The following is a 23984-nucleotide window of genomic DNA, read 5'->3' on the forward strand; positions in this document are numbered from 1 at the left end:
GTTGGGTCCAATTATCGTACAATGGTGAATAACGTATTTACATAGGAGGTAACTTGATGGTTGTTTCACTGATTCTCTTGTTGGTTGGTATTTTTGCCGGAGTTTCCGGTTCGATTGTGGGACTGGGAGGGGGGTTTATTGTTGTTCCTGTTCTAAGTCTGATGTTTCCTGAGATGATTCCGGCTCATATCGTAGGCACTTCCATGGCCATGCTGTTTTTCAACTCCATATCCAGCACGGTTGTATATGCAAAGCAGAAGCGCATCGATTATAATGCGGCTGTTTGGTTTGCGGTAGCAGCCATTCCAGGTTCGGTGATCGGGGCTTTTGCCTCCGTGCATATAGCGGGAAAAGTGTTCTTTACGTCATTTGGTATTTTTCTGATTCTCGTCTCGCTTTTCCTCGTATTTAAGCCAAAGAAGCAAATTCAGCTGCCCCTTAAACCAACGGTCCATCGCTCGTTCATAGATGCGTCCGGGAGCAAATTTGAATATGCCTACAACCGGACTATCGGTGTAAGCATCAGTTTCTTGGTGGGCTTTCTCTCCAGCTTGTTTGGAGTAGGCGGCGGCAGCTTAATGGTGCCAACGATGGCGCTGCTGCTCTCTTTCCCCCCGCATATCGCGATTGCAACCTCAATGTTCAATATATTTCTGTCAGCGATTGTTAGCGGCGGCACGCATTGGTTCCTGGACAACATCGATTGGATGAAGGTGCTGTTCCTCTCTCCCGGGGCTATCATCGGTGGACAAATCGGGGCGAGACTGGCCAAGAGGCTTCCCGCCAAGACTATCCTGCGAATTTTATCCATAGTCCTTATCATTGTAGCGCTGCGTCTTATTTTTCAGAATTAAATGTGCCATGGAGCTACAGTTTGGATGTTTCAGATAAGCTCCGAATTTGGTTGTCCAAGTGGGTAAAGCTTTCCATAATCTGTTGAAGCCGTGAATCCTGCTGGTCGAATCCCGCAGTAATCTCTTCTACAGAAGCCATGTTCTGTTCGGCAGCTCCTGCTACGCTGGTCATGGCATCGGCAATTTTGAGGTATGCGGCTTGCATGTCCCTAATGGCCTTCTCCATCCGTATCGATTGCTCGTCCACTTCAACTGTATTTCCACCTACTTCATGAATGAGCCCGCTAACCCTCCCCGATGCAGCCAGGCTGATTCTTACCGCTTCTTGGCCGCGCTGCACCTCATCTGAGGCTTCCTGCGTTTTATGCTGAATGGTTTCCAGAATAGAAGTAATTTCCTCTGTGGATGTTTGGGCATGCTCGGCCAGCTTGCGTACCTCGCTGGAGACGACTGCGAAGCCGCGGCCCTGCTCCCCGGCACGGGCAGCCTCAATGGCTGCATTCAAGGATAATAAGTTGGTTTGATTGGAAATTTCGCGAATCGTGACGACGATATCACTGATGCGGGCATTTTGTTCATTCAATTCATTCATCAGGTTGGAAGTCCGATCAATAATGTCGTATACCTGCGCCATCTCCTTTTCCAAGGATTGGGCTTGCAGGCTTCCTTGCTGCGTATGATTCGCTGTGTTGGCAGAGAGACTGCGCATCGCGGATGAGGCTTCAACGACCGTCCCGACAACTTGCTCAACGGATTGAATCGCATCATGGATATCGCTAACACTTCTAGTCTGACTCTCAATGCTTATGCCTACTTCATTAAATGTGGTTGTCAGCTCTCCTGAGATCGTTCCTGCCGCGCTCATATTGTTCTTAAGACCTGAGCTGAAGACATCCAGGGATTGGATGGACCGTGTCACCTCAGTGAGCAGAAGCTCAACGCGCTTCTTTTCTTTTTCGATCGATAATCGTTGATCCGCAACTTCTTTCTGCAGGTTTTGGCCAAATCGCGCTGAAGCGACCATGGAGGCCGAGACCATTATCAGAAACAAATTGAAAAAAATAATGGAGTCATCCCTCTGTGAACCGAACAGCTCAGGTGCATACCGGAAGGTATCCTGGAAGAACAAGTAGTTGGTTAACACGATGCCCAATATGGCGGAAGTCAAGGTAGCTTTGTAATTGTTGTACAGCGAGATAATGCCTAAGCTCAAATAAACCATGAGATATGTGTTGATGGATAAAGTTGAGGATATCATGAAATAAGTCAATAGCGCTAAAGAGAAGGAAATGATGTATTTAATGTAAATTTCAAGCTTTCGGGCATACGTAAGAAAAGTGATTCGCAAACAGGTAATGCCTCCAGCTATAAGCAAAATAGCGAGCGCCTGAGCCTCAGTTTCAGCCATAACCTCACCGGCAACGCCTAAGCCGAACATCCCCCATAAGATCCGAACCAGGAGTTTGTTTTTTCTGTATAATACTTCGCTGTGCATGTAAATCTCTCCCTAAATAATTTTGAATGAACTAGTTGTCGATGATCCTGCAAGAATTATACCTTCATCCCCCTATTAAATTAAAGATAAATTCTGGAAATAGGATGCAATCGGAGTAGAAAAAAATTTACGCCTATAAAAAAATAGAAAACCCCCATAAATCAAAAAACCTTACATGATAAACTATGAAATATAGCTGTGAATTCATAAACACTTGAGTAAATAAACATAAGTAAAAAAGGAGCGGGTCGTTGATGACAAAGTCAGCATGGCAGGGACAATGGATTTGGAATGAGGGGGAAGAAAGCCCCAGGAATGAATGGCGCTGCTTTCGCAAAACGTTTGAGGTACCCGCCGGAGGCTGGGATGAAGCCAATTTCCGCATTACTGCTGATTCCAGGTATGTGCTAACTATTAATGGTCACCGTTTGGGCCGGGGTCCAGTTCGCTCATGGCCATTCGAACAGTCATATGACACTTATGACGTGGCTCATTTGCTGCTGGCCGGACAATCAAACACAATATCTGTATTGGTTCAGCATTTTGGTGTCTCGACCTTTTATTATATTCGCGGCCGCGGCGGCCTTTTGGCTCAGCTTGATTTAAAGCTATCGGATAAGGCTGTCTTTACGCTGGGTACAGATGATTCCTGGTTAACCTCCAGACATTTGGGACAGCATCCCAGATCTCCGCGTATGTCCTGCCAGCAGGCATTTGCTGAATACGTAGATGCCTCCCTGTGGGACGAGGCTTGGGTATTGCCACAATACGACGATAGCTCGTGGTCGCCTGCCAAGGTGGTTGGGCCAGTAGGCACTGGGCCTTGGACCACGCTTAAAGAGCGGGATATTCCAATGCTTACTGAGGAGCAGGTGTATCCGGTTCGCGTTGAGTCTTTGCACCAAGTGAAGCCGTTTAGCTGGTCAACCGCTATTGATTTGCGTAATCATATGGCTCCCGGGAGCGAGGATCACTCCAACCTGGTAGGTTATACGGGTTATCTTGCTGTTGTCCTTCATGCGGCTGCTCCGACTTCGGCGATTCTTGGATTTCCTTATAGCTATGAAGGCTTTGGGGCATGTACGTTAAATGGACAGAGGATAGATCCGGTTCAATTTACAGGGACCCTTCCGGAGAAATATGTGGAGATTGAACTCCTGCAAGGTGACAATTTATTCGTTATGCATGTATCTGGAAAAGCGCATACAGGCAAGCTGCATATGGGTCTTTATGCGGAGACGCCTATAGAGCTCAGATTTCCTGGCTATGTGGAGGGTGCTGGATCACCATTCCTTACAATTGGCCCTTTCGATACAGCGGTTTACCTCGATCATCAGGATGGCCGGGAGCTGGATTTAGAGATTCCGCTCTATAAGGAAGTGCTGGAGAAGATTAAATCTGCAGCTGATTTGGAGCTTTACCGTACATGGCTGAAGCCGGTCGATGTTAAATTTGTCAGCGAAGCCGATGTTTTTGGTCTTTGCGTATGGAAGAAGGAAGCTATCAGGCATGATGTTCCAAGTAGTCTGCAGAACATGGTTATTGCCAATTCTGCAGCAGCAAGCATTCCTGCTTATCCTGGATACGATACAGAGTGCGTGGTGGATTTTGGCAAAGAGCTTTCCGGTTATTTGTCGTTTGAACTGGAAGCTGAGGAAGGCACGATAGTGGATTTGTACGGCTTCGAATATATGCTTGGGGACTACCGCCAGGATATGTTTGGCCTCGATAACACCTTGCGTTATGTGTGCAAGCAGGGCAGGCAGCAGTACGTGTCATCCGTGCGCAGAGGCTTGCGGTATGTCATGCTTACGGTGAGAAGTGGGGGAGCCCCGGTTAAAATATATGAAGTGAAAATGCTGCAAAGCAACTATCCGGTTGCCGAAGTCGGCCGGTTCCAATGCTCTGACCCGCTTTTAAATGATATTTGGCAAATTAGCCAGCATACGACCAAATTGTGCATGGAGGATACCTTTGTGGATTGTCCGGCCTATGAGCAAGTATTCTGGGTTGGAGATGCCCGCAATGAAGCCCTCGTAAGCAATTATTTATATGGTGTCAATGATATCGTGAAGCGCTGCTTGCGGCTGGTTCCAGGATCCAAGGTGCAGACACCACTTTATGCCGATCAGGTTCCTAGCGGTTGGAGCAGTGTTATTCCCAACTGGACCTTTTTCTGGGCGATAGCTTGTCAAGAATACTATGAACAGACCGGAGACCGTTTATTTGCCGAAGAAATGTACCCGCATATCAAATATACACTGGATCATTATTTAGCCCAGATCGACGAGAACGGCCTGTTTAATATCAAAGGCTGGAACCTTCTCGATTGGTCTCCAATTGACCAGCCAAACGAGGGGATCGTCACCCATCAAAATTGTTTTCTGATGAAAACACTATTTACTGCTGCGGAGATGGCTAGTAAGTTTGGAGATTTGCAAGGTCAAGCTTCAATGACTGAGGCGGCGGAAGCCCTGAGGACTGCGATTAACCTTCATTTGTGGAATGCAGAAGAGCAGGCTTACATTGACTGCATCCATGCGGATGGCCGGAGATCCGATATCCTTAGTATGCAGACGCAGGTCGTTGCCTATTTAACAGGAGTAGCTGAAGGGGAGAGAAAGGAGCGTATGGACCACTTCCTGATTGATACGCCTAAGCATTTTGTGCAAATTGGCAGTCCATTTATGTCATTCTTTTATTATGAAGCATTGGCTGAGTCCGGAAGGGTGTCCGAGATTGTTGCGGATATCCGCAACAATTATGGCCAAATGATAGATAGCGGAGCCACGACATGCTGGGAAATGTACCCGAACTTTGCTGAAAATAGGGCGAATCCGAATATGCTCTCCCGCAGCCACTGTCATGCCTGGTCCGCCGCTCCCGCATATTTTCTCGGTAAAGAGGTGCTTGGTATTCAAATGGCAGCACCCGGCTGGAGCGAAGTTGTTATTGCTCCAGGTCCAAGCGGCTTAGCTTGGGCAAGAGGAGCCGTACCGCTCCCTGACGCTGGCAGAATCGACGTTGACTGGAGGGTGGATGAGTCGGCTAAACGGATTCATATTACTGTACAGCATCCTAAGCATATAAAGGTTACTGTTAAGATACCTGATGGCTATCAGGGTGAAATAGTTAGAAAGACGTCATTTGGCGTCCTTTGAGGATATTGTTCGTGACGCTAGTGCTGGGGGAGGGAATAGCTGTGGGCTCCAGTCGCTGTTAAAGATTTGTTCCCTTGAATGGTATTGATTAGGAGGCAGGAGCAAATCCTTAAAGGCGGACGCTATCGCTCTTCCACCCACACCACGCTCAAACGGACAGCCACCAGACAGTCTGGTTCCTAAACAAAAGGGGTGACCTGCATATTTTTTGCTGGTCACCCCTTTTGTTAGCAATCCCGAGCAGCCGCCACCTAGAATTGAGCATCTACTTCATTTAACGATGTTATTCATTGTTAAAGTAAGGTTGTGGCGACGACTGGCGTTTTTAACGATGAAAAACATCGCTAATTACTTCTATTACTGGGCACTTTTGCTCACTGCTGGAGCCGTGTTTATTTGCTCAACCTTATCCGAGCCTGGTTTTGGCCGTTTATGAATGAAAAATGTAAGCGGCAGGGCGGCAAGTATAATAAAGGTAGCTAATAGGAATACATCATTCACGCTCATGGTGAAGGAAGCCAGCTTGATTGTTACTGGATCCACAGCTCCTCCTGCTGCCAAATCCCCTGCATGAGAGATGGACCTGGAGGCAAGCAGAGAAGTGAAAAGCGCAATGGCGAAAGATCCAAAAACATTACGAACCCAGTTGCTGATCGATGAGGCATGGCCGGAAAGCTCGCGGGATATGAGCTCCATTCCTGCATTGCTCGCTGGCATCATGGCCATAGCAACACCAATGTTCCGTACAGTCATCCAAAATATAATATAAGTATGCGATACATCCACGCTTAGCCAGCTGAGTGTTAAGGTTCCGATGGCTATAAGCGAGATGCCTGCTATCATCAAAATTTTAGGGCCGATGGTGTTATACAGCTTACCAACGAGCGGCATGCAGATGGCCATCGCGAGGGAAGCTGGCAGCAGGATCAGACCCGTATCAAGCGGTGTTACATGCTGAATATTTTGCAGGAAAATAGGTGTCAAGAATGTTCCTGAATATAAGCTCATGGTCAGGATACTACCGATAATGAGCGTTAGGGTGTACCTTGCGTTCTTGAATACTCGAATGTCAAGCAGCGGTGTGGCGGCAGTGAGCTCGCGCCATATGAAAAGGGCCAGCACAACTGCGCCTAAAGTGAATAACGATAATACTTTCCACGATGTCCAGCCCCAGGAATGCCCTTGACTAAAGGCTACCAGTAGTGACAAGCTGCTCACCATAACGGTTAGTAAGCCCAGGAAATCAAAGGAGTTAGGCACTTTAAGGCGATAGAAGGGAATTAGCCAGGCTACAAGACCTATAGCGATCAGCCCAATTGGAATATTCATTAAAAAAAGCCAGTGCCAGCTCCAATTCTGCAGCAGCCAGCCGCTGAAGGTAGGGCCGATTGCGGGGGCCAGCATGGCGGACACAGCCCATAGACTAATCGCAACAGGCTGCCTTTCCCGGGGAATAACCTGATAAATAATCGTCATCGTCGCTGGCATGATCAGACCGCTGAATACACCCTGCAAAATCCGGAAAGCGATTAGTGAAGGAGCATCCCAAGCAATAGCGCATAAGCCTGAGGCGACGGTGAACCCGATTAGTGCGATCAAATAAAGACGCTTATAGCTGAAACGTTCGCCCAAATATCCCGTAATAGGAGCGATGGTTCCTGTAGCCAGCATAAAGCCCGTGATCGTCCACTGCATCAGATTTAAATCCGCTTGAAAACGTTCTGTCAAAATCGGGATTGCGATGTTGATTGTGCTAATACTTAGAATTGAAACAAAGGACCCAATAAAAATCGCGATCATAACGGGCCAAAACTGCACTTGCTTAATATCATCTCTACTCATGAATAAGGGAGCCTCCGCAAAATAATATATAGACCCTATGTCTATAATTACATATAAATTTGAATGAAAAGAATGATACTACTTTAGGGTTTATATGTCAAGAATTACATAAGAGAGAATGAATTAGGTACGGCTTCGTGGAAATTACATAGTAGAGACATCCATGGAGCCTGTGATATGATGAGGAAGTAATGGAGGTAATAGATGAATACTTTATCTTATGGTTTATTAAGTTTGTTAAACAAAAGTCCACGCAGCGGCTATGAATTGATGCAGCAGATTCAGCTATTTTGGCCGGCCAGACACAGTCAGATTTATCCGCTGCTTGCCAAGCTGCAGGAGGCTGGATCGGTTGAATTTATCATTGTACCGCAATCGGATAAGCCTGACAAAAAGGTGTATTCGATTACGCAAGCAGGCAAAAATTTACTCAGAGAATGGATCTCACAACCGACGGCTGATCCTATAAATCGCGATGAGCTGATGATTAAGATATTCTGTATTTCTTTGACCAATCTCAATCAGGCAGAGCTGCTGCTTAGTCAAAGAGAGTGCTATTATCGAAACAAGCTGCTCTTTTTGAATGAAAAAATTGAGAGAATAAGCTTGTTAGCCGGAGCACCCTTGGAAAGCTTGTCTATGCATAATCCTTCCTTTGGCAGTTATATGCTTGTAAAAAAGGCGATTTTGAACACAGAATCTAATTTGGAGTGGTGCAAATGGGCTGCCATGATGCTGAGAAATTCATAATCAGCATAGCTTTTGCATGAGTATTTATGAATGCGCTTTCGTAAAATTCGTATGACTATGATGTCGCTTTTTCGAACCTTAATCTGTCGCTTTATTACAATTCAATAAGCTGGATGAACATGATAAAATAATTAAAAGTCACAATTTTGGAGGATGGCCATGATCAAAGTAGCAATGTTAAGCTTTTGGCACGTACATGCGAGAGACTATGCCAGACAGGCAAGCGAGCACCCGGATACACAAATTGTTGCGGTTTGGGATGAAATTCCTGAACGCGGCAGAGAAGAGGCTGAGGCCAGAGGTGCCAGGTTCTACGAAAGCTTGCAGGATTTACTGGCTGATCCGGAGATTGATGCTGTTATTGTAGATACGCCTACCCGGCTGCATAAAGAGGTAATTGTAGCAGCGGCTGAAGCCGGAAAGCATATTTTCACTGAAAAAGTAATTGCTCCTTCCTTGTTGGAGGCTAACGAAATCTTGGCGGCCGTTCGTCAGGCTGGTGTCCGGTTCACTATTTCTTTGCCACGCTTGTACACGGATTATACGGGTGCATTCCGCAAGATTGTAGAGCAGGGTTTGCTGGGACAGATCACTTTGATTAGAGCGCGTCTGTCTCATAGTGGAGGCTTGTCAACAGAACAAAATCCAGAGGGTTGGCTGCCTGATCACTTCTACAATGCAGAGCAGTGTGGCGGCGGGGCGATGATTGATCTCGGCTGCCATCCGATGTATCTGACCCGTCTGCTGCTAGGAATGCCGGAATCCGTCAGTGCTACCTATGGATATGTAACCGGTCGCGAGGTGGAAGATAACGCAGTTAGTGTTCTTCAATATAAGAACGGAGCCGTTGGTATTGTGGAGGCTGGTTTTGTCAATCCGCATTCTCCCTTTGTGCTGGAAGTTCACGGGACATCAGGAAGCTTGCTATATTCCGAGCATGATCTTAAGCTGCTCGTTCGCAGCACTTTACAGGCAGATGGCGGAGGAGCTTGGGAGCATCGCGCGAACCTGCCGACAGCCCAGCCATCCGCATTTGACCAGTGGGTGGAGCATATCCTTCAGGGCGCAGAGGAAGCACAGGGAGAACTGGAAGTGGAAAATGTGCAGCTGGCTATGGATTTAACGAGGCTTATGGAAGCCTCGAACCTATCGGCATCGAGACGGGAAGCAGTGCGAATAGATTCCTTGAAGGCCTAATAAATGCTTTGAGAGGAAAAAATCAATGAATATGGTATCTGACTCTCTGTACAGTGCTGGCGCAAAACCTTTTTATTATGAGCCTATGCTTGAGAATCCCATGGCTCTGGATCGACTGGATATTCGCTTCCGATGGGGCAGGTATGGAATTCGTGTGCTCCACTGTCATTTTAGGTCTTTCCCTCCGGGCTTCTCCGTTGACTATCATCATCATTCCGAATATGAGCTGCACTACATTCCCAGAGGAAAGGGGAAAGTGATCCTCGAGGGACAGGCATTTTCCCTTCAGGAAGGAATGCTTTATGTGACGGGTCCCGGTGTAACGCATTATCAGGAAGCAGATGCTTTTGAAGCGATGGATGAGCTATGCCTGCATGTTGACATTGTCCCGTTGGAGCCTGAGTATCAAGCGGATGAAGGAGCCAAACAGGATGGGCACGCAGAATGGGGACAGTCCACAGAAATAGCTGAGGCCGAAGCCTTTGTAGAGGAACTGGCTGCTTTGCAGGCTGTTCCGGCGATGGATGTCCAGGATGCCATGGAATGCTTCTTAACGGCATACCTGGCTTGGCGCGATAGCCGTTTGGGACAATTTGAAATCATCAAACAATCGATTTTACAAATATTGCTGCGCACTATTGCAGCGTATTCTACTAGCAAGCCCAATTTGGACCTGCCTTCCAGAGATATGAAGAGCTATCGCTATCAGCTGGCTGTACATTTTATTCAGGATAATTACCGGCGTCCTATCACATTAGAGAGTGTTTCAGAGCGCGTGAAAATTAGCCCCCGCCAGCTGCAGCGCATTTTTAAAGAGCAGGCAGGGACGACCTTCAGTGAGCATTTAGAGCGTGTACGGCTGATTCATGTTAGCGACGAGCTTAGACAAAGTGACAGAAAGCTGGAACATATAGCGGAAAGCAACGGTTTTGCATCCAGTAATTATTTGCATTATGTATTCAAAAAAACATATGGCATGACTCCAATGCAGTTTCGTACGCGTGCCAGGCTGAAGGCGGAGACTAAATGATAAGCCAATTAAGGGTAGGCGTAATCGGAGCAGGCGGAATCGCCCGAGCCAGACACATTCCTGGTTATTTGAAAAATACCGAAGGTTGCCTTAACGGCAATCGCCGATATATCGCAAACCGCACTGGACTCTGTTCAAAGTGAATTCGGCATTCCAGCAGCGTATACGGATTACCGTGAGATGTTGGATAAAGAAGAGCTTGATGCGGTCAGCATTTGTACGCCGAACAAATATCATGCACCTGCTGCTATTTATGCGCTGCAGAAAGGTGTTCATGTATTTTGTGAGAAGCCGATGGCTCTTCACGCAGCAGAAGCTCAGCTCATGCTGGAAGCTTCCAAAGCGCCTGGTAAAATCCTTTCCATCGGCTTTCACTACCGTCATATGGCCCAAGCCCAGGCTGCCAAAAGAGTTATTGCAGCCTGTGAGATTGGTCACGTGTATATGACCCGGGTACAGGCGCTTCGGCGTAGGGGAATCCCTACATGGGGTGTTTTTACGAATAAAGAGCTCCAGGGCGGGGGAGCATTAGTTGACTTTGGTGTTCACCTGCTGGATTTGGCTTTGTGGCTGATAGGAAATCCCAAGGTCATTGAGGTCCCTTTTTTTCACCCGCAAGGGCCATCCATCCTCTTTAATGATGAAAATCATCCTTAAAGTACGGAATCACTTGAAAACTCTTGTTTTAACGATGGAAAACATCGTTAAGTAAAGCACCCATTCAATTCAGGAATCAAAACAAGGAAAATTTGCCGGCTTTCATAGTGCTTAAGAGAAGTATGTACAGCGCAAAAGTACGCAGCAGCACCTCTTCTTCATGTCACCCGTACAACTTCTGCAACTTCTGCAATCATTACAACACTCAACTTCGCCACTTCTCCTAACTATACATAACAGCAATTAACGCTTTGCTTTCAAGCAGGCAGGTGAGCTCGTGCTACAACAAACAAGTCAGTCACAGCTGATCCCAAGCAGATCCCAGTAGTAAAAAAAAGAACCTCAAGCGCATTCGATTCGAATGACTTAAGGTTCTCAAGTTCTTTTTCTCTTCTATCCTTCTACGAAAAAAGGGCTGCTTAATCCTGCTCTAAGAGCCGTGATAAGTTCTCCGTGTAAGGAGCGCGGATGATGCCTTTTTCAGTAATGATGGCTGTTACATATTCATTAGGGGTTATATCGAACGCCGGATTGTATACTTTTACACCTTTGGGTGCTGTGCGTTTGCCAAATCCTTGCGTGATTTCATCCTCATGACGCTCTTCAATAGGAATATCTGCGCCCGTAGGTGTGTTTAAGTCTAATGTTGATAGGGGACATGCCACGTAGAAAGGGATGCCATGCGCTTTTGCCAGAACAGCGGCGCTGTAGGTGCCGATTTTGTTGGCTACATCGCCATTTGCGGCGACCCGGTCCGTTCCAACGATAACAGCCTGTATCCAGCCTTTAGCCATCACAGCACCTGCCATGTTGTCACATATTAACGTCACATCAATGCCTGCCTGCTGCAGCTCAAAAGCGGTCAGACGAGCGCCCTGCAGGACTGGACGAGTCTCGTCGGCGAATACCTGGATAGCCATTCCTTTTTCTTTTGCCAGATAGAAAGGGGCCAAGGCCGTTCCATATTTGGAAGTAGCTAAACCTCCCGCATTGCAATGAGTAAGAACACCGAATCCATCTTCAAAAAGTGTCAGCGCATGCTCGCCGATTAACCGGTTTGTTTCCTCATCTTCTGCTTGTATTAGAATAGCTTCTTCCGAAATTGCCTGCTTGATTTGATTCAGATTTAGCCCTGCTTTTAACAAAACTTGAGTTTTATTTGTCATGCGATCCAGGGCCCAAAACAAATTGACAGCCGTCGGGCGGGAAGTGGCCAGGTATTGCGCATGCTCAAGTACCGTTTGATACAGATTTTGGTTCGCATCTTCTTCACTTCGTCCATCCACGGTTAAATGACGCACGCCAAGATAAATACCATAGGCTGCAGCAATCCCGATCGCCGGTGCGCCGCGGACTTTAAGTTGGCGGATAGCTTCCCATACGTCTTCTGGTGTTTTCAAATCCAGATACAAAATTTCCTCTGGCAATAGGCGCTGATCGAGCAGTAAAAGCTGTTCTCCCGTCCAACGAACCGATTGAAGCGCGGCATGCTCCGTAGAAGTCTCCAAAGTTTCCAGAGTCTCAAAAATTTCCTGTGCCGAATGCTCCTGATTTATGGTCATATCGTTACCTCCTGTTCTTTGTGCAATAGGCTTATTGTGCAGATTTTACGGCAATATCTATTAAATCGTCAATTGAGGAGGCCTGCCGGTTGAATCGAATCAACGAAGCTCCTATTGCTAATGCAATACGCTGTGCACGCTCCCGTGCTGCTGGCTCCTCGATTTTATTAATATCTGCTACCTGTGCCAAGCCGTGCACACGACGCACCATTTTGGCTCCGGCGAAGCCGAAAGTATCCTGCAGCAGGTTTTGCATGTAAAGATCCTGATATCCTGGCGTATGGAAAACACGGTCTGTGCTGTGCTCATTCCAGAGAGCGCGGAATTCACGATCAAAGGTTGTCCAAATTTCTTTAATGGTCTCCAGCAGGTAGCCGCGGTAATCCTCACGCTCTGTTTCGTCAGGGCTCCAGCCTTCCTGGGCTGCGAAATTAAGCAGCAGGTTAGCAATTATGGCTCCAATATCGAAGCCCATAGGTCCATAATAAGCGAACTCAGGATCAATTACTTTAGTGGAGTCAGGCCGGATAAAGATGCTTCCCGTATGCAGATCTCCATGCAGTAAAGCTTGCGCATGGGTTAGAAATTTCTCGCGTAGTACGGCTACTTCCAGAAGAAGGTCGCTGTCCTGCCAAAGCTGCTCCACGGTGTCGCGAATACGGGGATCGATATTATTGTTGCTCGAATCATGATAAGGATCATCAAAAATTAAATCTTCGGTTATTTTGCAAAGCTCAGGATTAATAAACCGTCCGAGCTGAATTTTTTTCTGCTGCTGATTCATTCCTAAATCAGATGTGTAATATAAAGTATGAGCAAGGAAATGGGCAATATCAGCGGCAAACAAAGGGTATCGATTTCGTTCGATGAGTCCTTGGCGCATAATAACATGATCGCTTAAATCCTGCATGACTGTAAGGGCGAGATCCGAATCAAACAGGTGCACATGCGGAACGAGGTGGGGACACAAAGCTGCTTCAATCTTCAGCGTCTCGCTTTCAATTCTGGCCCGGTCAAGGGTTAAAGGCCAGGATTCACCAACGACCTTGGCGTAAGGAAGAGCTTGCTTCAGAATAATGCTTTTGCCCGAATCAGGTTCAGTAATGTGAAATACCAAATTTAAATTGCCATCGCCAATTTCACGGCTTACAAGCTTGGTATCTGATTGGAATAGGTCAGGAATGCCTTTGGCATAAAGAATGGCTTCTTCCTCAGTTAATGGATGGTAAGCAGTCAATAGGATAACCTCCTAGAATAAGTGGGAATAAGTAAAAGATGTAGAAATAATTCAATTCCAACCTTTTTACTGTGTATTATAAACCTTTTTCTAGTATAAGACAAAAAGCTTTTCCTTGAAATACCCTTAGCCTTAATTTCTTGACTCACATAATTTACAACATAATTACACATAGTAGGTTTACCCATTTTTTAATTATATAGAGGAGGATAACAAAATGGCTACTGCAACAGCGACTACTGTACAAAAGGTGTTGAACCAACAAATCGCAAATTGGGGATTATTATATGTAAAGATTCATAATTTCCATTGGTATGTAAAAGGATCACAGTTCTTCACCCTGCATATTAAATTCGAAGAGCTTTACAAGGAAGCGGATCTTCATATCGATGAACTGGCGGAGCGCTTGCTGGCGATTGGTGGTAAGCCCTTGGCTACCATGAAAGAGTATTTGGATCAGTCAACTTTGAAGGAAGCAAAAGGTAAGGAAACAGCAACACAAATGGTCGAAGCTATGGTGGAAGATTTCAGTATGATCATCGAAGAACTGGATGAAGGTATGAAAACGGCGGAAGAAGCCGAAGATGATGCTACAGCAGATTTATTGCTGGCCATCCATGCCTCTTTAGAGAAGCATCGCTGGATGCTCCAATCCATGTTGGGCTAGAGCGTGCTCTTGATAAACAATGAAGAAAGGGGTGGCCTAAGCTGCCCCTTTTCCTATTGTTCTAAGCGCAAGGAATCGAATTACTCAAAACTACATTCGGTGATGACGGTGCTCAACTAAATCGATTGCTCCCAAAACTACATGCGCTAGTCCAAAGCCGATTACGGCATTTGCGGACGTTTTATAACGGCTTCCTTTTAACGCCCATCCGGTTGCAGTTACAGCTGTACCCAAAACAGCAGGAATCAAGCCTTCTCTCATAGCAGTCACCTCTTCTGTTGAATTATAATCAGCGATGCAGTACGGTATTAGGATGGTTCTTGGGCACTTAAATATGCGAGGAAGCTTTTGCTTGCTTTTGCCTTTATTTTTTTTTTCTTTATAATAGAAACAATGAGGGAAAAAAGGGGTGATTAAGTTGAGCAGAGGATCCATTGCCTTGAAGGAATGGGCGATTGCGGTAAAAGAGTTAGTAGAAGGAACACAAATTTTCATTATGCGTAAAGGCGGGATCGAAGAGGAAACCAGAGATTTCGAAATTCATTCTCATGAATTTTATTTATATCCTACTTATGAGCATCAGAAAAAGGATTTGCTTAAAGAGCCATTCAGGAGCGGAATTGATGATACACTCGAAGGCTGGAACCCTAATGCATCCAAAATACTGATTACTGCATACGCGAAGCTTGTGGAGGATTTGGAGATTAATGACTCGGACAAGCTGGAGCAGTTGTATCCCCTGCATATATGGAATCATAATTTCACAACGGACAGGCTTCGATGGAAGCAAAAGAATCCGCTGCTTCTTATGCTGCTCCGTGTTTACAAGCTGTCAGAGCCTCTGGAAGTCGAGATTCAAGATACATATTTGGGCTGTAAATCCTGGATCCATTTGCCGGATAGCTATCCGGATGAGGCCAAAGAGAATGCTGTTGTCCCTGTAGTTAATGATGTTGATTTTGCAGCAAGGGTAAGAGAAATTAAGGATTTGCTAATAAATAAAGAGGTATAAGATTGTAAAATGTCGCTTTTTTACCTTTATGCCCTTTATTGATTGTATATAGTGAGGTATAATAGAATTATTACAATTTGAGAATCACTGATAATCATTTAATAATGATTTCTATATGCAAATAAATCTAATTAGTTGGAGGGTATTAAAAAATGTCAAATTCACTTAAATTTACCATAGACGGTCTGAAGGCGAACGTCGAAGGAAAAGAAATTCTAAAAGGTGTAAGCCTGGAAATTAAAGGTGGCGAAGTTCATGCTGTTATGGGACCTAACGGAACTGGTAAGAGCACACTTGCTTCTGCACTAATGGGACATCCCAAATATGAAGTTACTGAAGGCTCCGTCATTTTGAATGATGAAGACGTTCTGGATATGGCTGTTGATGAAAGAGCGCGTGCTGGTCTATTTCTGGCCATGCAGTATCCCAGCGAAATTACTGGCGTAACCAATGCTGACTTCCTTAGAAGCGCAATTAATGCTCGCCGCGGCGAAGGCAATGAAATTTCCTTGATCCGTTTTATTCGTCAAATGGAAGCCAAAATGAAGGATCTCGAAATGAATGCAGAATTTATGCACCGTTATTTGAATGAAGGCTTCTCCGGTGGTGAGAAGAAACGTAATGAAATTCTGCAAATGCTGCTGCTTGAGCCTAAGCTGTGTATTCTGGATGAAATCGATTCAGGACTAGATATTGATGCACTCCGTATCGTTGCTGAAGGTGTAAATGCATTACGCAGCGAAGATCGCGGTTTTCTGATTATTACCCACTACCAACGTTTGCTTAACTACATTCAGCCTGACTTTGTGCATGTTATGATGCAGGGACGTATTGTCAAATCAGGTGGACCTGAGCTTTCCCAACGTCTTGAGGCAGAAGGCTATGATTGGATTAAAGAAGAGCTGGGCATCGAGGATGAGACTGTTGGTCAGGAACCCGAAGAATTTAAAGTTCCAATGGCAACTACGGCACCGAAATATAACTAAAAGCATAGAAAGCAGGCCTTTCTAAGGAAAGGCTCTCAGGAGGAAAATTATGAGCATACAAACTATTCTTCCAATAGATCGCAATGCCGTCATCGAGCTATCCCGCAGTAAGCAGGAACCGGAATGGATGACAAATCTTCGCTCTGAAGGGTTGGCGCTTGCGGAACAATTGGAATTGCCAAAACTAGAAAAAACAAGAATCGACCGTTGGAATATTAATGCCTATGGTTCCTATAAAAAGCAAGCCAAGATAGCTTCAATTGATGAGCTGCCGGAAGCTGCCAAGGGATTATCAAATCCTGATAATTTAATCGTACAAAAAAATAGCGGCATCGTTTTCAATCAGACAGCAGAACAGCTAAAGCAGCAAGGTGTTATTTTTACTGATCTGGAAACTGCTTTGCAAGAGCATGCTGATTTGGTTCGGCCTTACTTTATGAAGGCTGTTGAAGCCAACGAGAATCAGATTACTGCCTTGCACTCTGCACTTTGGAGCGGTGGCATCTTCGTATATGTTCCGAAGAATGTGGCTGTGGATATTCCTTTACAAGCTTTGTTTATTACAGATGATGCAGAAGCGAGCTTTGTTCCTCATATTATTATCGTTGCGGAAACGAACAGCTCGGTTACTTACGTTGAGAATTTTCTTTCTGTAGGCGAGGGTGCACCTCTTGTACAAAGCAGTATTGCTGAAGTCTATGTCAAAGCAGGGGCTAAAGTAAGCTTTGCTTCTGTTCACAATATGGGAGATTCGATTACGGATGTCACTTACCGCCGCGCTATTCTTGATCAAGATAGCAAGATAGAGTGGGTAGTGGGAGAAATGAATTACGGCAACTCAATGTCAGATATTACTTCTATCTTAAAAGGAGCAGGCTCTGATTCTGATGCCAAGGTAATCTGTGTTGGAACAAATGATCAGAAGCTGAATCTGACTACTAGAGCTGTGCATTTCGGTAGAAGCACAACGAGTGATATGATTACCCGTGCTGTTATGCGAGATCAATCCACTGCTATTATTAACGGAATCACGAAGATTGAGAAGGGCGCAACTGATGCGAACGGACAGCAAACGGAGAAAGTCCTTATGCTCAGCCCTAAAGCACGCGGAGATGCGAACCCGATTCTGCTTATTGATGAAGATGAGGTTAAAGCTGGCCACGCAGCAAGCGTTGGACAAGTAAATCCTGATCAAATTCATTACTTAATGTCTCGTGGAATAACGAAATCAGAGGCTCAACGCCTTATTATATATGGTTTTCTGGCACCTGTTGTTTCGAAAATTCCAATTAGCAATATTGAAGAACAGCTTCAGCGTTTAGTAGAGAGGAAGCTGGGACAATGAAGCCTGCGGAAATACGCGAACTTTTCCCTATACTCAAGCAGGAAATGAACGGTCATCCCCTTGTTTATCTGGATAATGCGGCAACTTCCCAGAAGCCATTAGCTGTAATTGAAGCGATGCAGCATTATTATCATTGGGACAATGCTAACGTTCATCGGGGTGTTCATACTTTGGGCTCGCGTGCCACAGATGCCTATGAAGGAGCACGCGACAAGGTTGCTAAATTTATCAATGCTGCGAGTGAGCAAGAAATTGTGTTTACCCGCGGCACGACTACAGCTATTAACATCGTGGCAACGAATTATGGCAAGTTCATCCTTCGTGAGGGCGATGAAATCGTAATTACCCCGATGGAGCATCACAGCAACCTGATTCCCTGGCAGCAGGCTGCCAAGGAATCAGGCGCAACGCTCAAATATATTCCGCTGCAGCCTGACGGAACGATTTCATTAACAGATGTAGAGCAGGCGATAACGGATCGTACCAAGATCGTATCAGTTGTATATGTTTCCAATGTGCTTGGCGTGATGAACCCAATTAAGGAAATTGCTGCTATTGCTCACAAGCATGGCGCCAAGATTATGGTGGATGGCGCGCAAAGCACCCCTCATATGAAAGTGGACGTCCAGGATCTGGACTGCGATTTCTACGCTCTGTCCGCACACAAAATGTGTGGACCTACGGGAATCGGGGTACTGTATGGGAAGAAGACTTTACTGGAGAGCATGGAGCCAGTGGAATTTGGCGGGGAAATGATCGATCATGTTGATCTATATGAGTCCACCTGGAAAGAACTTCCTTGGAAATTCGAAGGAGGAACGCCGATTATAGCTGGAGCTGTGGGTCTTGGGGCGGCGATTGATTTTCTGCAGGAAGTTGGAATGGACGAAATTAACCGCCACGACTTGCAGTTAACCAATTACGCTTTGGCAAGAATGGCCGAGATTGACGATCTGACCATTTATGGACCTCTTAAGGATCGGGTAGGGCTAGTGACTTTCAATCTGGGTGATGTTCATCCTCATGATGTAGCCACTGTGCTTGATTCTGAAGGCATAGCGATACGCGCAGGACATCACTGCTGCCAGCCTCTTATGAGATGGCTGAAAGTTTCTTCAACGGCAAGAGCGAGCTTTTATTTATATAATACAGAAGACGATATAGACCGGCTTGTAGCGGCACTAATAAAAACAAAGGAGTATTTCGGTCATGCAATTGGATGATTTATACCGTAGAGTTATTATGGATCACTATAAAATTCCACGCAACCGAGGCAAATTTGAGTCCGATGAAGCCATTACTATCGATCTGAACAATCCAACCTGTGGAGATACCATATCCTTGCAGATGCAAATTGAAGACGGTAAAGTGAAGGCTGCCAAATTTCTCGGTGAAGGCTGTTCGATCAGCCTTTCTTCCGCTTCGATGATGACGGATGCTGTAAAAGGCAAAACGATTGAAGAAGCGCTCAAGCTTGCGGATAATTTCTCTGGATTAATGAAGGGTGAGCCTGTAGAATTCGAATACGAGGATATTGAGGCACTTTCGGGTGTTAATAAATTTCCGGCAAGAATTAAGTGTGCTACCCTGGCATGGAATGCCCTTCGAAAAGGTATTGAACAAAGTAAGGGTAACTAAAGGTAACTAAATTTAAAATGCTAGAGAACATATGGAATATAATAAAAATTTATAGGAGGTAACTACAATGGCTAAACAGATGCCTGATCTTGAAGATTACAAGTATGGTTTCCGGGATGAACATAAATCCATTTTCCAATCTGGTAAAGGCTTAACCCGTGAAATTGTTGCCGAAATTTCCAGTATGAAGGGCGAACCTGAGTGGATGCTTGATTTCCGCTTGAAATCACTGGAGCAATTTTTCAAAATGCCTATGCCGCGCTGGGGCGGGAATATGGATGATCTGGATTTCAACGACATCCAATATTACGTAAAGCCTTCCGAGAAGCAAGGTAAAACCTGGGAAGAGGTTCCAACAGAAATCAAAGAAACTTTTGATAAGCTGGGTATTCCAGAAGCGGAGCAAAAGTTCCTGGCAGGTGTTTCTGCTCAGTATGAATCCGAGGTTGTTTATCACAGCATGCAAAAGGAACTCGAAGATCAAGGGGTTATCTTTACGGATACTGACTCTGCACTTCGTGAATATCCTGAGCTGTTTAGAGAATATTTCGGCACCATCATTCCTCCAAGTGACAACAAGTTCGCAGCGCTAAACAGCGCCGTTTGGTCCGGAGGAAGCTTCATCTATGTACCGAAGGGTGTTAAATGTGAAGTTCCGCTGCAAGCGTACTTCCGTATTAATTCCGAGAACATGGGTCAATTTGAGCGTACTTTAATCATTACAGATGAGGACAGCTTCGTTCACTATGTTGAGGGCTGTACGGCTCCAATTTACAGCACAAACTCCTTGCACAGCGCGGTTGTTGAAATTATTTGTAAGAAAAATTCCCGTGCCCGCTATACCACGATTCAGAACTGGGCTCCTAACATTTACAATCTGGTTACTAAGCGTGCAGTGGCTGAGGAAAATGCAACCATGGAGTGGGTAGATGGAAATATCGGCTCTAAGCTGACCATGAAATACCCGGCAGTAGTCCTTAAAGGCCGTGGAGCCAAAGGAATGGTGCTTTCCATTGCAGTTGCAGGCAAAGGCCAGCATCAGGATGCTGGAGCGAAAATGACGCATCTGGCTCCAGATACGACATCAACGATCGTCTCCAAATCTATATCGAAGCATGGCGGCAAAGTGACCTATCGCGGATTGGCTTCCTTCGGGCGTAATTCTCAAGGATCAAAAGCTAACATTAAATGTGATACGCTGATCATGGATAAACAATCAACATCCGATACTATTCCTTACAATGAAATTATGAATGATAATATTACTTTGGAGCATGAAGCAACGGTTTCTAACGTATCTGAGGACCAATTGTTTTATCTGATGAGCCGCGGACTGACCGATGCAGAAGCTACCCAAATGATCGTAATGGGCTTCATCGAGCCATTCACGAAAGAGCTTCCGATGGAATATGCTGTAGAGATGAATCGTCTGATCAAATTCGAGATGGAAGGCAGCATCGGGTAAGATTTACTAAAGTTTATAAAGTAATCACTTACTAATGTAATCTTACTGCTGTTTTTTCACCGTAACATATAGAAACGTGTTTGTCATGACTGTCACGCTTGCGTGTAAAGTTATGGCGAACACGTTTTTTTATTATCAATTAGACGCACTACAGTTTTACAGCAGTGAAGGGTTGTGATTTTGAAATGTTTGGGTAATGAAATCTATACGATGCTGGTAGTCCGTTTGGGTGTGACACGTTCGGCACTGTGTAGCTGAGTCGGAATGGCTGTGGAAGGAAGAATGTCAGTAGCAGCTAAATAGCAGTTTTAGTAGCAAGTCCGTCGTCCGCCGAAATGAGCGTATGCTCCACTTAACAATGTATTTCATCGTTAAAGCAAGGCTTCCAGGTCAATCCGTCAAGTTAACGATGATTTTCATCGTTAAAAGAGGACGAATGGCCTCTCAGGGTGGTTAAAAGGGATTTTAACGATGTTTTTCATCGTTAAAACTGGATGTGGAGAGGACCTGATGCTTTTAACGATGAAAAACATCGTTAAAGTATCAGGTCCTCCTCAGCTGTGCGGGCTCTTCTTCCCTAGCCCCTTTGAACGCCAGGAGATCATTTACCAACCATGAAAAAACCTTGCTAGCTGTCCGTTTGAGCTTGGTGTTTCTGCGATTCGTGCAATTGTAGCTAAAGAGAGGGAATGGATGTGGGCGGAAGAGCGATAGCGTCCGCATTTAAAGATTTGTTTCTACCTTCTCATTCATTCCATTCAAGGGAACAAATCTTTAACAGCGGCTGGAGCCCACAGCTATTCCCTCCGTACGCACCCAAGCTGGGAACACGTACATCAAAGGACGCAGCAAGGTGTTTTTCTTAGAACATGCCGTCATTTGGAATATTTGGGGCTACCCGCACAAGTATATTTAGGGGCTTCTTGTCTCAACCTATACAAGGCATCTAAACTAAATGGACCAAAGGAGCAGGAATCCCATGCGGAAAGTGTTTAAACAAGCAGCTATAACAGCAGGCGTTGTTGCTTTAGTAATGACATCAGCATGCAGCAGCCAAAACGTGCAGCCCAAAGGAAATATGGAATCCAAAACAGCACCACAAAAAGAAAATTTAATACACATGCAAAGTAATAGCGAAGGAACTGTGGAACTGACCAAGATTGGCAATGATGAGTATGTATCTGCCCAGAAGCTGATTGAAATTCTTGGTTATAACAGCAAATGGAAAAGTCCGCAGAAAGTATTACAGCTTGGTGATAATGATGCAAATTATGAACTGAGCGTAGACTCGACGAAAGCAAGCAAAGGCGGCAATACGATTGATATCAGCAAACCAATTGTGCTTCAGGGGGAAGAGGCGTACATACCTGTGTCCGCTTTAAAAGATTTGTTCCAAGAGGATATGTCCTTTGATGTGAACGGAGGCCAGCTGCGTCTTCATCCATCCCTGAAGAGCGTTTCGGCAGATATTGGAGAAGAGAAATCAAGTCAAACAGACAGAGTCGAATTAAAATTCAGTGATGATCCTGCTGATCCCGCCAAAAAATCAGGAGCAGCAGCTTCAAAAAAGACAAGTGCTGCTCTTGAATCCATTCCTGCACTGAAAAATGTAGATAATAATGAGCTTATTCGTCAAGCAGAACAATATATAGGTGTTAAATATGAATTTGGTACAGGAGCTTATCCGCAATCAGGTAATTTTGACTGTTCTACCTTTACCCAGTACATTTATGGGAAGCACGGAATTGAACTGCCGAGACTTGCCCGTCAGCAAGCTCAGTCAGGTGTTGAAATCAGCCGAAAAAATTTACGTGTTGGAGACTTGCTGTTTTTCTATGTACCAGGCCGCTTTAAAACGAATCAAACGGTTGGACATGTTGGCATATATATGGGAGATATGAAGATGATCCATGCTTCTCCCAAGCCAAAGGACGGTGTGCAGATTACTAATATCGGGAAGCCTTACTGGGAAGAGACGTTCTTACGGGCCAAAAGGGTAGCAGATTAATCTGCTTACATGGCAATCAGTTCAATCTCTAAATGAGCCTCCTCCGATAAATTAATGAAATCTTCTCCAATTTGAACTAGCGGCTTAAAGTAATCGGAAGGATTCGTCATGACAATAATACCTTTTCTTCCGTCTGACAATACAACCTTTTTCCCTATAAAATTAGGAATCATATGCTGGATGAAAACCTGAGTAGCCCGCGGATCAAGCTCTCCAAAGCTCATCCGGTGCAGTTCCTTAAGTACGAAAAGAAGGTCCTTTTTTTCCTGATAAACACGGTTTGAAATCATTGCACTATATATATCGGCAACGGCTACGATTTTGGCATAAGGATGAATGTCAGGGCCCTTAATACCGTGTGGATAGCCTTTCCCGTCAAGACGTTCATGATGCTGTAGAGCGGTTAAAGAAAGACATTCTTCATGAAACGACTGCTGGATGATTTCAAATCCGTAAGTTGTATGCTTTTTAATTTCATTGTACTCACTCTCAGTTAACCGGCCGGGTTTCTTCAAGATAGTATTATCAATCCTGCACTTGCCAATATCGTGAAGATACCCGGCTTTACCAATAAGCAAGGCCTCTTCTTCTGATTTATGGAGCCATTTGGCTATATAATAGGAGAGCATGCCAACTTGAACACTATGCTGATACGTATAGTCATCTTTGCTGTTCAATGATAATAATAACGAAACCACATCCTTCTGCTGCTGAAAGCTATGAATCAAGGGGTTAAAGGAGGCCTCTACAATCTCTTGGCGAATCACACCCTCTAGATCGGCGCTTCGAAATAAATCCTTGATGCCAGTAATAGCATCCGCAAAAGTCATTTCCTGTTCTAATTGATTTTGATTAAGGATTATAGCGCTTTCAATTTCAAAGGTGTGCGTGGCACCTCTTGGAGAGATATCCACGTATTCAATATCATGGAGAATCAGCTTTTGAATGTCTGCTGGTTCTATGAACGTCCCGGCAGAAAGAACGTTTAATCCTACTGAGTTAAAAGTGTCACTGATCAGACGGTCAGCAGCTTGAAGCTGCAACACATGAATCCTCATATAGAATCCCCTTTTAAAAT

General features: G+C 45.1%; 20 protein-coding genes. 14 read left to right on the top strand and 6 right to left on the bottom strand.

Going from position 1 to position 23984, the window contains the following annotated elements; all coding sequences use genetic code 11:
• Window positions 1–56 precede the first annotated feature (56 nt).
• Window positions 57–854 (top strand): sulfite exporter TauE/SafE family protein, encoded by a 798-nt coding sequence (locus J2Z66_RS36125; RefSeq protein ID WP_209977789.1) that lies wholly within the window; start codon window positions 57–59, stop codon window positions 852–854.
• A gap of 13 nt (window positions 855–867) precedes the next feature.
• Here J2Z66_RS36125 and J2Z66_RS36130 read toward each other — a convergent pair whose 3' ends face one another.
• Entirely contained in the window at window positions 868–2349 is a 1482-nt protein-coding gene (locus J2Z66_RS36130) for a methyl-accepting chemotaxis protein (RefSeq protein ID WP_209977791.1), read from the bottom strand.
• A 254-nt stretch (window positions 2350–2603) separates the two neighbouring features.
• Between J2Z66_RS36130 and J2Z66_RS36135 the strand changes: the two genes are divergently transcribed.
• On the top strand, window positions 2604–5510 hold the full coding sequence (locus J2Z66_RS36135; RefSeq protein ID WP_209977793.1) for a family 78 glycoside hydrolase catalytic domain: 2907 nt from the start codon (window positions 2604–2606) through the stop codon (window positions 5508–5510).
• A 357-nt stretch (window positions 5511–5867) separates the two neighbouring features.
• On the opposite strand, the gene J2Z66_RS36140 is transcribed toward J2Z66_RS36135, so the two are convergent.
• Window positions 5868–7352 carry a DHA2 family efflux MFS transporter permease subunit gene (locus J2Z66_RS36140; RefSeq protein ID WP_209977795.1) on the bottom strand — a complete coding sequence of 495 codons (1485 nt, stop codon included), beginning with the start codon at window positions 7350–7352 and terminating at the stop codon, window positions 5868–5870.
• A gap of 204 nt (window positions 7353–7556) precedes the next feature.
• Between J2Z66_RS36140 and J2Z66_RS36145 the strand changes: the two genes are divergently transcribed.
• The 4 genes from J2Z66_RS36145 to J2Z66_RS43925 all read left to right on the top strand — a co-directional run bounded on the left by J2Z66_RS36145 (window position 7557) and on the right by J2Z66_RS43925 (window position 10986).
• Complete coding sequence (locus J2Z66_RS36145; RefSeq protein WP_209977797.1) at window positions 7557–8102, top strand: PadR family transcriptional regulator; 546 nt, start codon at window positions 7557–7559, stop codon at window positions 8100–8102.
• 159 nt (window positions 8103–8261) lie between these two features.
• Window positions 8262–9299, top strand: a complete 1038-nt coding sequence (locus J2Z66_RS36150) for a Gfo/Idh/MocA family protein (RefSeq protein WP_209977799.1) — start codon at window positions 8262–8264, stop codon at window positions 9297–9299.
• Between the two features lie 25 nt (window positions 9300–9324).
• Window positions 9325–10329, top strand: coding sequence for an AraC family transcriptional regulator (locus tag J2Z66_RS36155; protein ID WP_245376110.1), 1005 nt, complete (start codon window positions 9325–9327; stop codon window positions 10327–10329).
• A 75-nt stretch (window positions 10330–10404) separates the two neighbouring features.
• Entirely contained in the window at window positions 10405–10986 is a 582-nt protein-coding gene (locus J2Z66_RS43925; protein ID WP_376774544.1) for a Gfo/Idh/MocA family protein, read from the top strand.
• 419 nt (window positions 10987–11405) lie between these two features.
• Here the strand turns inward: J2Z66_RS43925 and mtnA are convergent, their stop codons facing one another.
• Window positions 11406–12548 (bottom strand): S-methyl-5-thioribose-1-phosphate isomerase, encoded by a 1143-nt coding sequence (mtnA, locus tag J2Z66_RS36165; protein ID WP_209977804.1) that lies wholly within the window; start codon window positions 12546–12548, stop codon window positions 11406–11408.
• Between the two features lie 31 nt (window positions 12549–12579).
• The gene (mtnK, locus tag J2Z66_RS36170) at window positions 12580–13785 is read right to left on the bottom strand and encodes an S-methyl-5-thioribose kinase (protein WP_209977806.1); all 1206 of its coding nucleotides are present in this window, start codon (window positions 13783–13785) and stop codon (window positions 12580–12582) included.
• A gap of 217 nt (window positions 13786–14002) precedes the next feature.
• On the opposite strand from mtnK, the gene J2Z66_RS36175 reads away from it, so the two are divergent.
• Window positions 14003–14452: a Dps family protein gene (locus tag J2Z66_RS36175; protein ID WP_209977808.1), complete on the top strand. Its 450-nt coding sequence runs from the start codon at window positions 14003–14005 to the stop codon at window positions 14450–14452.
• A 90-nt stretch (window positions 14453–14542) separates the two neighbouring features.
• Here the strand turns inward: J2Z66_RS36175 and J2Z66_RS36180 are convergent, their stop codons facing one another.
• Window positions 14543–14713: an asparagine synthase gene (locus J2Z66_RS36180; protein WP_209977810.1), complete on the bottom strand. Its 171-nt coding sequence runs from the start codon at window positions 14711–14713 to the stop codon at window positions 14543–14545.
• 157 nt (window positions 14714–14870) lie between these two features.
• Here J2Z66_RS36180 and J2Z66_RS36185 point away from each other — a divergent pair, with 157 nt between their 5' ends.
• The 7 genes from J2Z66_RS36185 to J2Z66_RS36215 all read left to right on the top strand — a co-directional run bounded on the left by J2Z66_RS36185 (window position 14871) and on the right by J2Z66_RS36215 (window position 22906).
• The gene (locus J2Z66_RS36185) at window positions 14871–15464 is read left to right on the top strand and encodes a DUF1802 family protein (RefSeq protein WP_209977812.1); all 594 of its coding nucleotides are present in this window, start codon (window positions 14871–14873) and stop codon (window positions 15462–15464) included.
• 152 nt (window positions 15465–15616) lie between these two features.
• Window positions 15617–16450, top strand: a complete 834-nt coding sequence (sufC, locus tag J2Z66_RS36190; protein WP_209977814.1) for a Fe-S cluster assembly ATPase SufC — start codon at window positions 15617–15619, stop codon at window positions 16448–16450.
• A gap of 49 nt (window positions 16451–16499) precedes the next feature.
• Window positions 16500–17795, top strand: coding sequence for a Fe-S cluster assembly protein SufD (sufD, locus tag J2Z66_RS36195; RefSeq protein ID WP_209977816.1), 1296 nt, complete (start codon window positions 16500–16502; stop codon window positions 17793–17795).
• Window positions 17792–19018: a cysteine desulfurase gene (locus J2Z66_RS36200; RefSeq protein WP_209977818.1), complete on the top strand. Its 1227-nt coding sequence runs from the start codon at window positions 17792–17794 to the stop codon at window positions 19016–19018. Before sufD ends, J2Z66_RS36200 begins: the two co-directional genes overlap by 4 nt.
• Entirely contained in the window at window positions 19005–19433 is a 429-nt protein-coding gene (gene sufU / locus J2Z66_RS36205; protein ID WP_209977820.1) for a Fe-S cluster assembly sulfur transfer protein SufU, read from the top strand. Before J2Z66_RS36200 ends, sufU begins: the two co-directional genes overlap by 14 nt.
• Window positions 19434–19500: 67 nt before the next feature.
• Window positions 19501–20898, top strand: a complete 1398-nt coding sequence (gene sufB / locus J2Z66_RS36210) for a Fe-S cluster assembly protein SufB (protein WP_209977822.1) — start codon at window positions 19501–19503, stop codon at window positions 20896–20898.
• Between the two features lie 979 nt (window positions 20899–21877).
• Window positions 21878–22906, top strand: coding sequence for a C40 family peptidase (locus J2Z66_RS36215; protein ID WP_209977824.1), 1029 nt, complete (start codon window positions 21878–21880; stop codon window positions 22904–22906).
• Between the two features lie 5 nt (window positions 22907–22911).
• On the opposite strand, the gene J2Z66_RS36220 is transcribed toward J2Z66_RS36215, so the two are convergent.
• Window positions 22912–23964, bottom strand: a complete 1053-nt coding sequence (locus J2Z66_RS36220; protein ID WP_209977826.1) for an HD-GYP domain-containing protein — start codon at window positions 23962–23964, stop codon at window positions 22912–22914.
• Window positions 23965–23984 lie beyond the last annotated feature (20 nt).

The organism is Paenibacillus eucommiae, assembly GCF_017874215.1.
GTDB classification, from domain to species: Bacteria; Bacillota; Bacilli; order Paenibacillales; family NBRC-103111; genus Paenibacillus_AI; species Paenibacillus_AI eucommiae.

Bases quoted from the DNA above. Each gene is read 5' to 3' on its own strand.
- sufB (WP_209977822.1), top strand. From the start codon at position 19,501: ATGGCTAAACAGATGCCTGATCTTGAAGATTACAAGTATGGTTTCCGG.
- J2Z66_RS36155 (WP_245376110.1), top strand. From the start codon at position 9,325: ATGAATATGGTATCTGACTCTCTGTACAGTGCTGGCGCAAAACCTTTT.
- sufU (WP_209977820.1), top strand. From the start codon at position 19,005: ATGCAATTGGATGATTTATACCGTAGAGTTATTATGGATCACTATAAA.
- J2Z66_RS36220 (WP_209977826.1), bottom strand. From the start codon at position 23,964: ATGAGGATTCATGTGTTGCAGCTTCAAGCTGCTGACCGTCTGATCAGT.
- J2Z66_RS36180 (WP_209977810.1), bottom strand. From the start codon at position 14,713: ATGAGAGAAGGCTTGATTCCTGCTGTTTTGGGTACAGCTGTAACTGCA.
- J2Z66_RS36140 (WP_209977795.1), bottom strand. From the start codon at position 7,352: ATGAGTAGAGATGATATTAAGCAAGTGCAGTTTTGGCCCGTTATGATC.
- J2Z66_RS36175 (WP_209977808.1), top strand. From the start codon at position 14,003: ATGGCTACTGCAACAGCGACTACTGTACAAAAGGTGTTGAACCAACAA.
- J2Z66_RS36215 (WP_209977824.1), top strand. From the start codon at position 21,878: ATGCGGAAAGTGTTTAAACAAGCAGCTATAACAGCAGGCGTTGTTGCT.
- J2Z66_RS36130 (WP_209977791.1), bottom strand. From the start codon at position 2,349: ATGCACAGCGAAGTATTATACAGAAAAAACAAACTCCTGGTTCGGATC.
- mtnA (WP_209977804.1), bottom strand. From the start codon at position 12,548: ATGACCATAAATCAGGAGCATTCGGCACAGGAAATTTTTGAGACTCTG.
- J2Z66_RS36125 (WP_209977789.1), top strand. From the start codon at position 57: ATGGTTGTTTCACTGATTCTCTTGTTGGTTGGTATTTTTGCCGGAGTT.
- J2Z66_RS36150 (WP_209977799.1), top strand. From the start codon at position 8,262: ATGATCAAAGTAGCAATGTTAAGCTTTTGGCACGTACATGCGAGAGAC.
- sufD (WP_209977816.1), top strand. From the start codon at position 16,500: ATGAGCATACAAACTATTCTTCCAATAGATCGCAATGCCGTCATCGAG.
- J2Z66_RS36200 (WP_209977818.1), top strand. From the start codon at position 17,792: ATGAAGCCTGCGGAAATACGCGAACTTTTCCCTATACTCAAGCAGGAA.
- sufC (WP_209977814.1), top strand. From the start codon at position 15,617: ATGTCAAATTCACTTAAATTTACCATAGACGGTCTGAAGGCGAACGTC.
- J2Z66_RS36135 (WP_209977793.1), top strand. From the start codon at position 2,604: ATGACAAAGTCAGCATGGCAGGGACAATGGATTTGGAATGAGGGGGAA.
- J2Z66_RS36145 (WP_209977797.1), top strand. From the start codon at position 7,557: ATGAATACTTTATCTTATGGTTTATTAAGTTTGTTAAACAAAAGTCCA.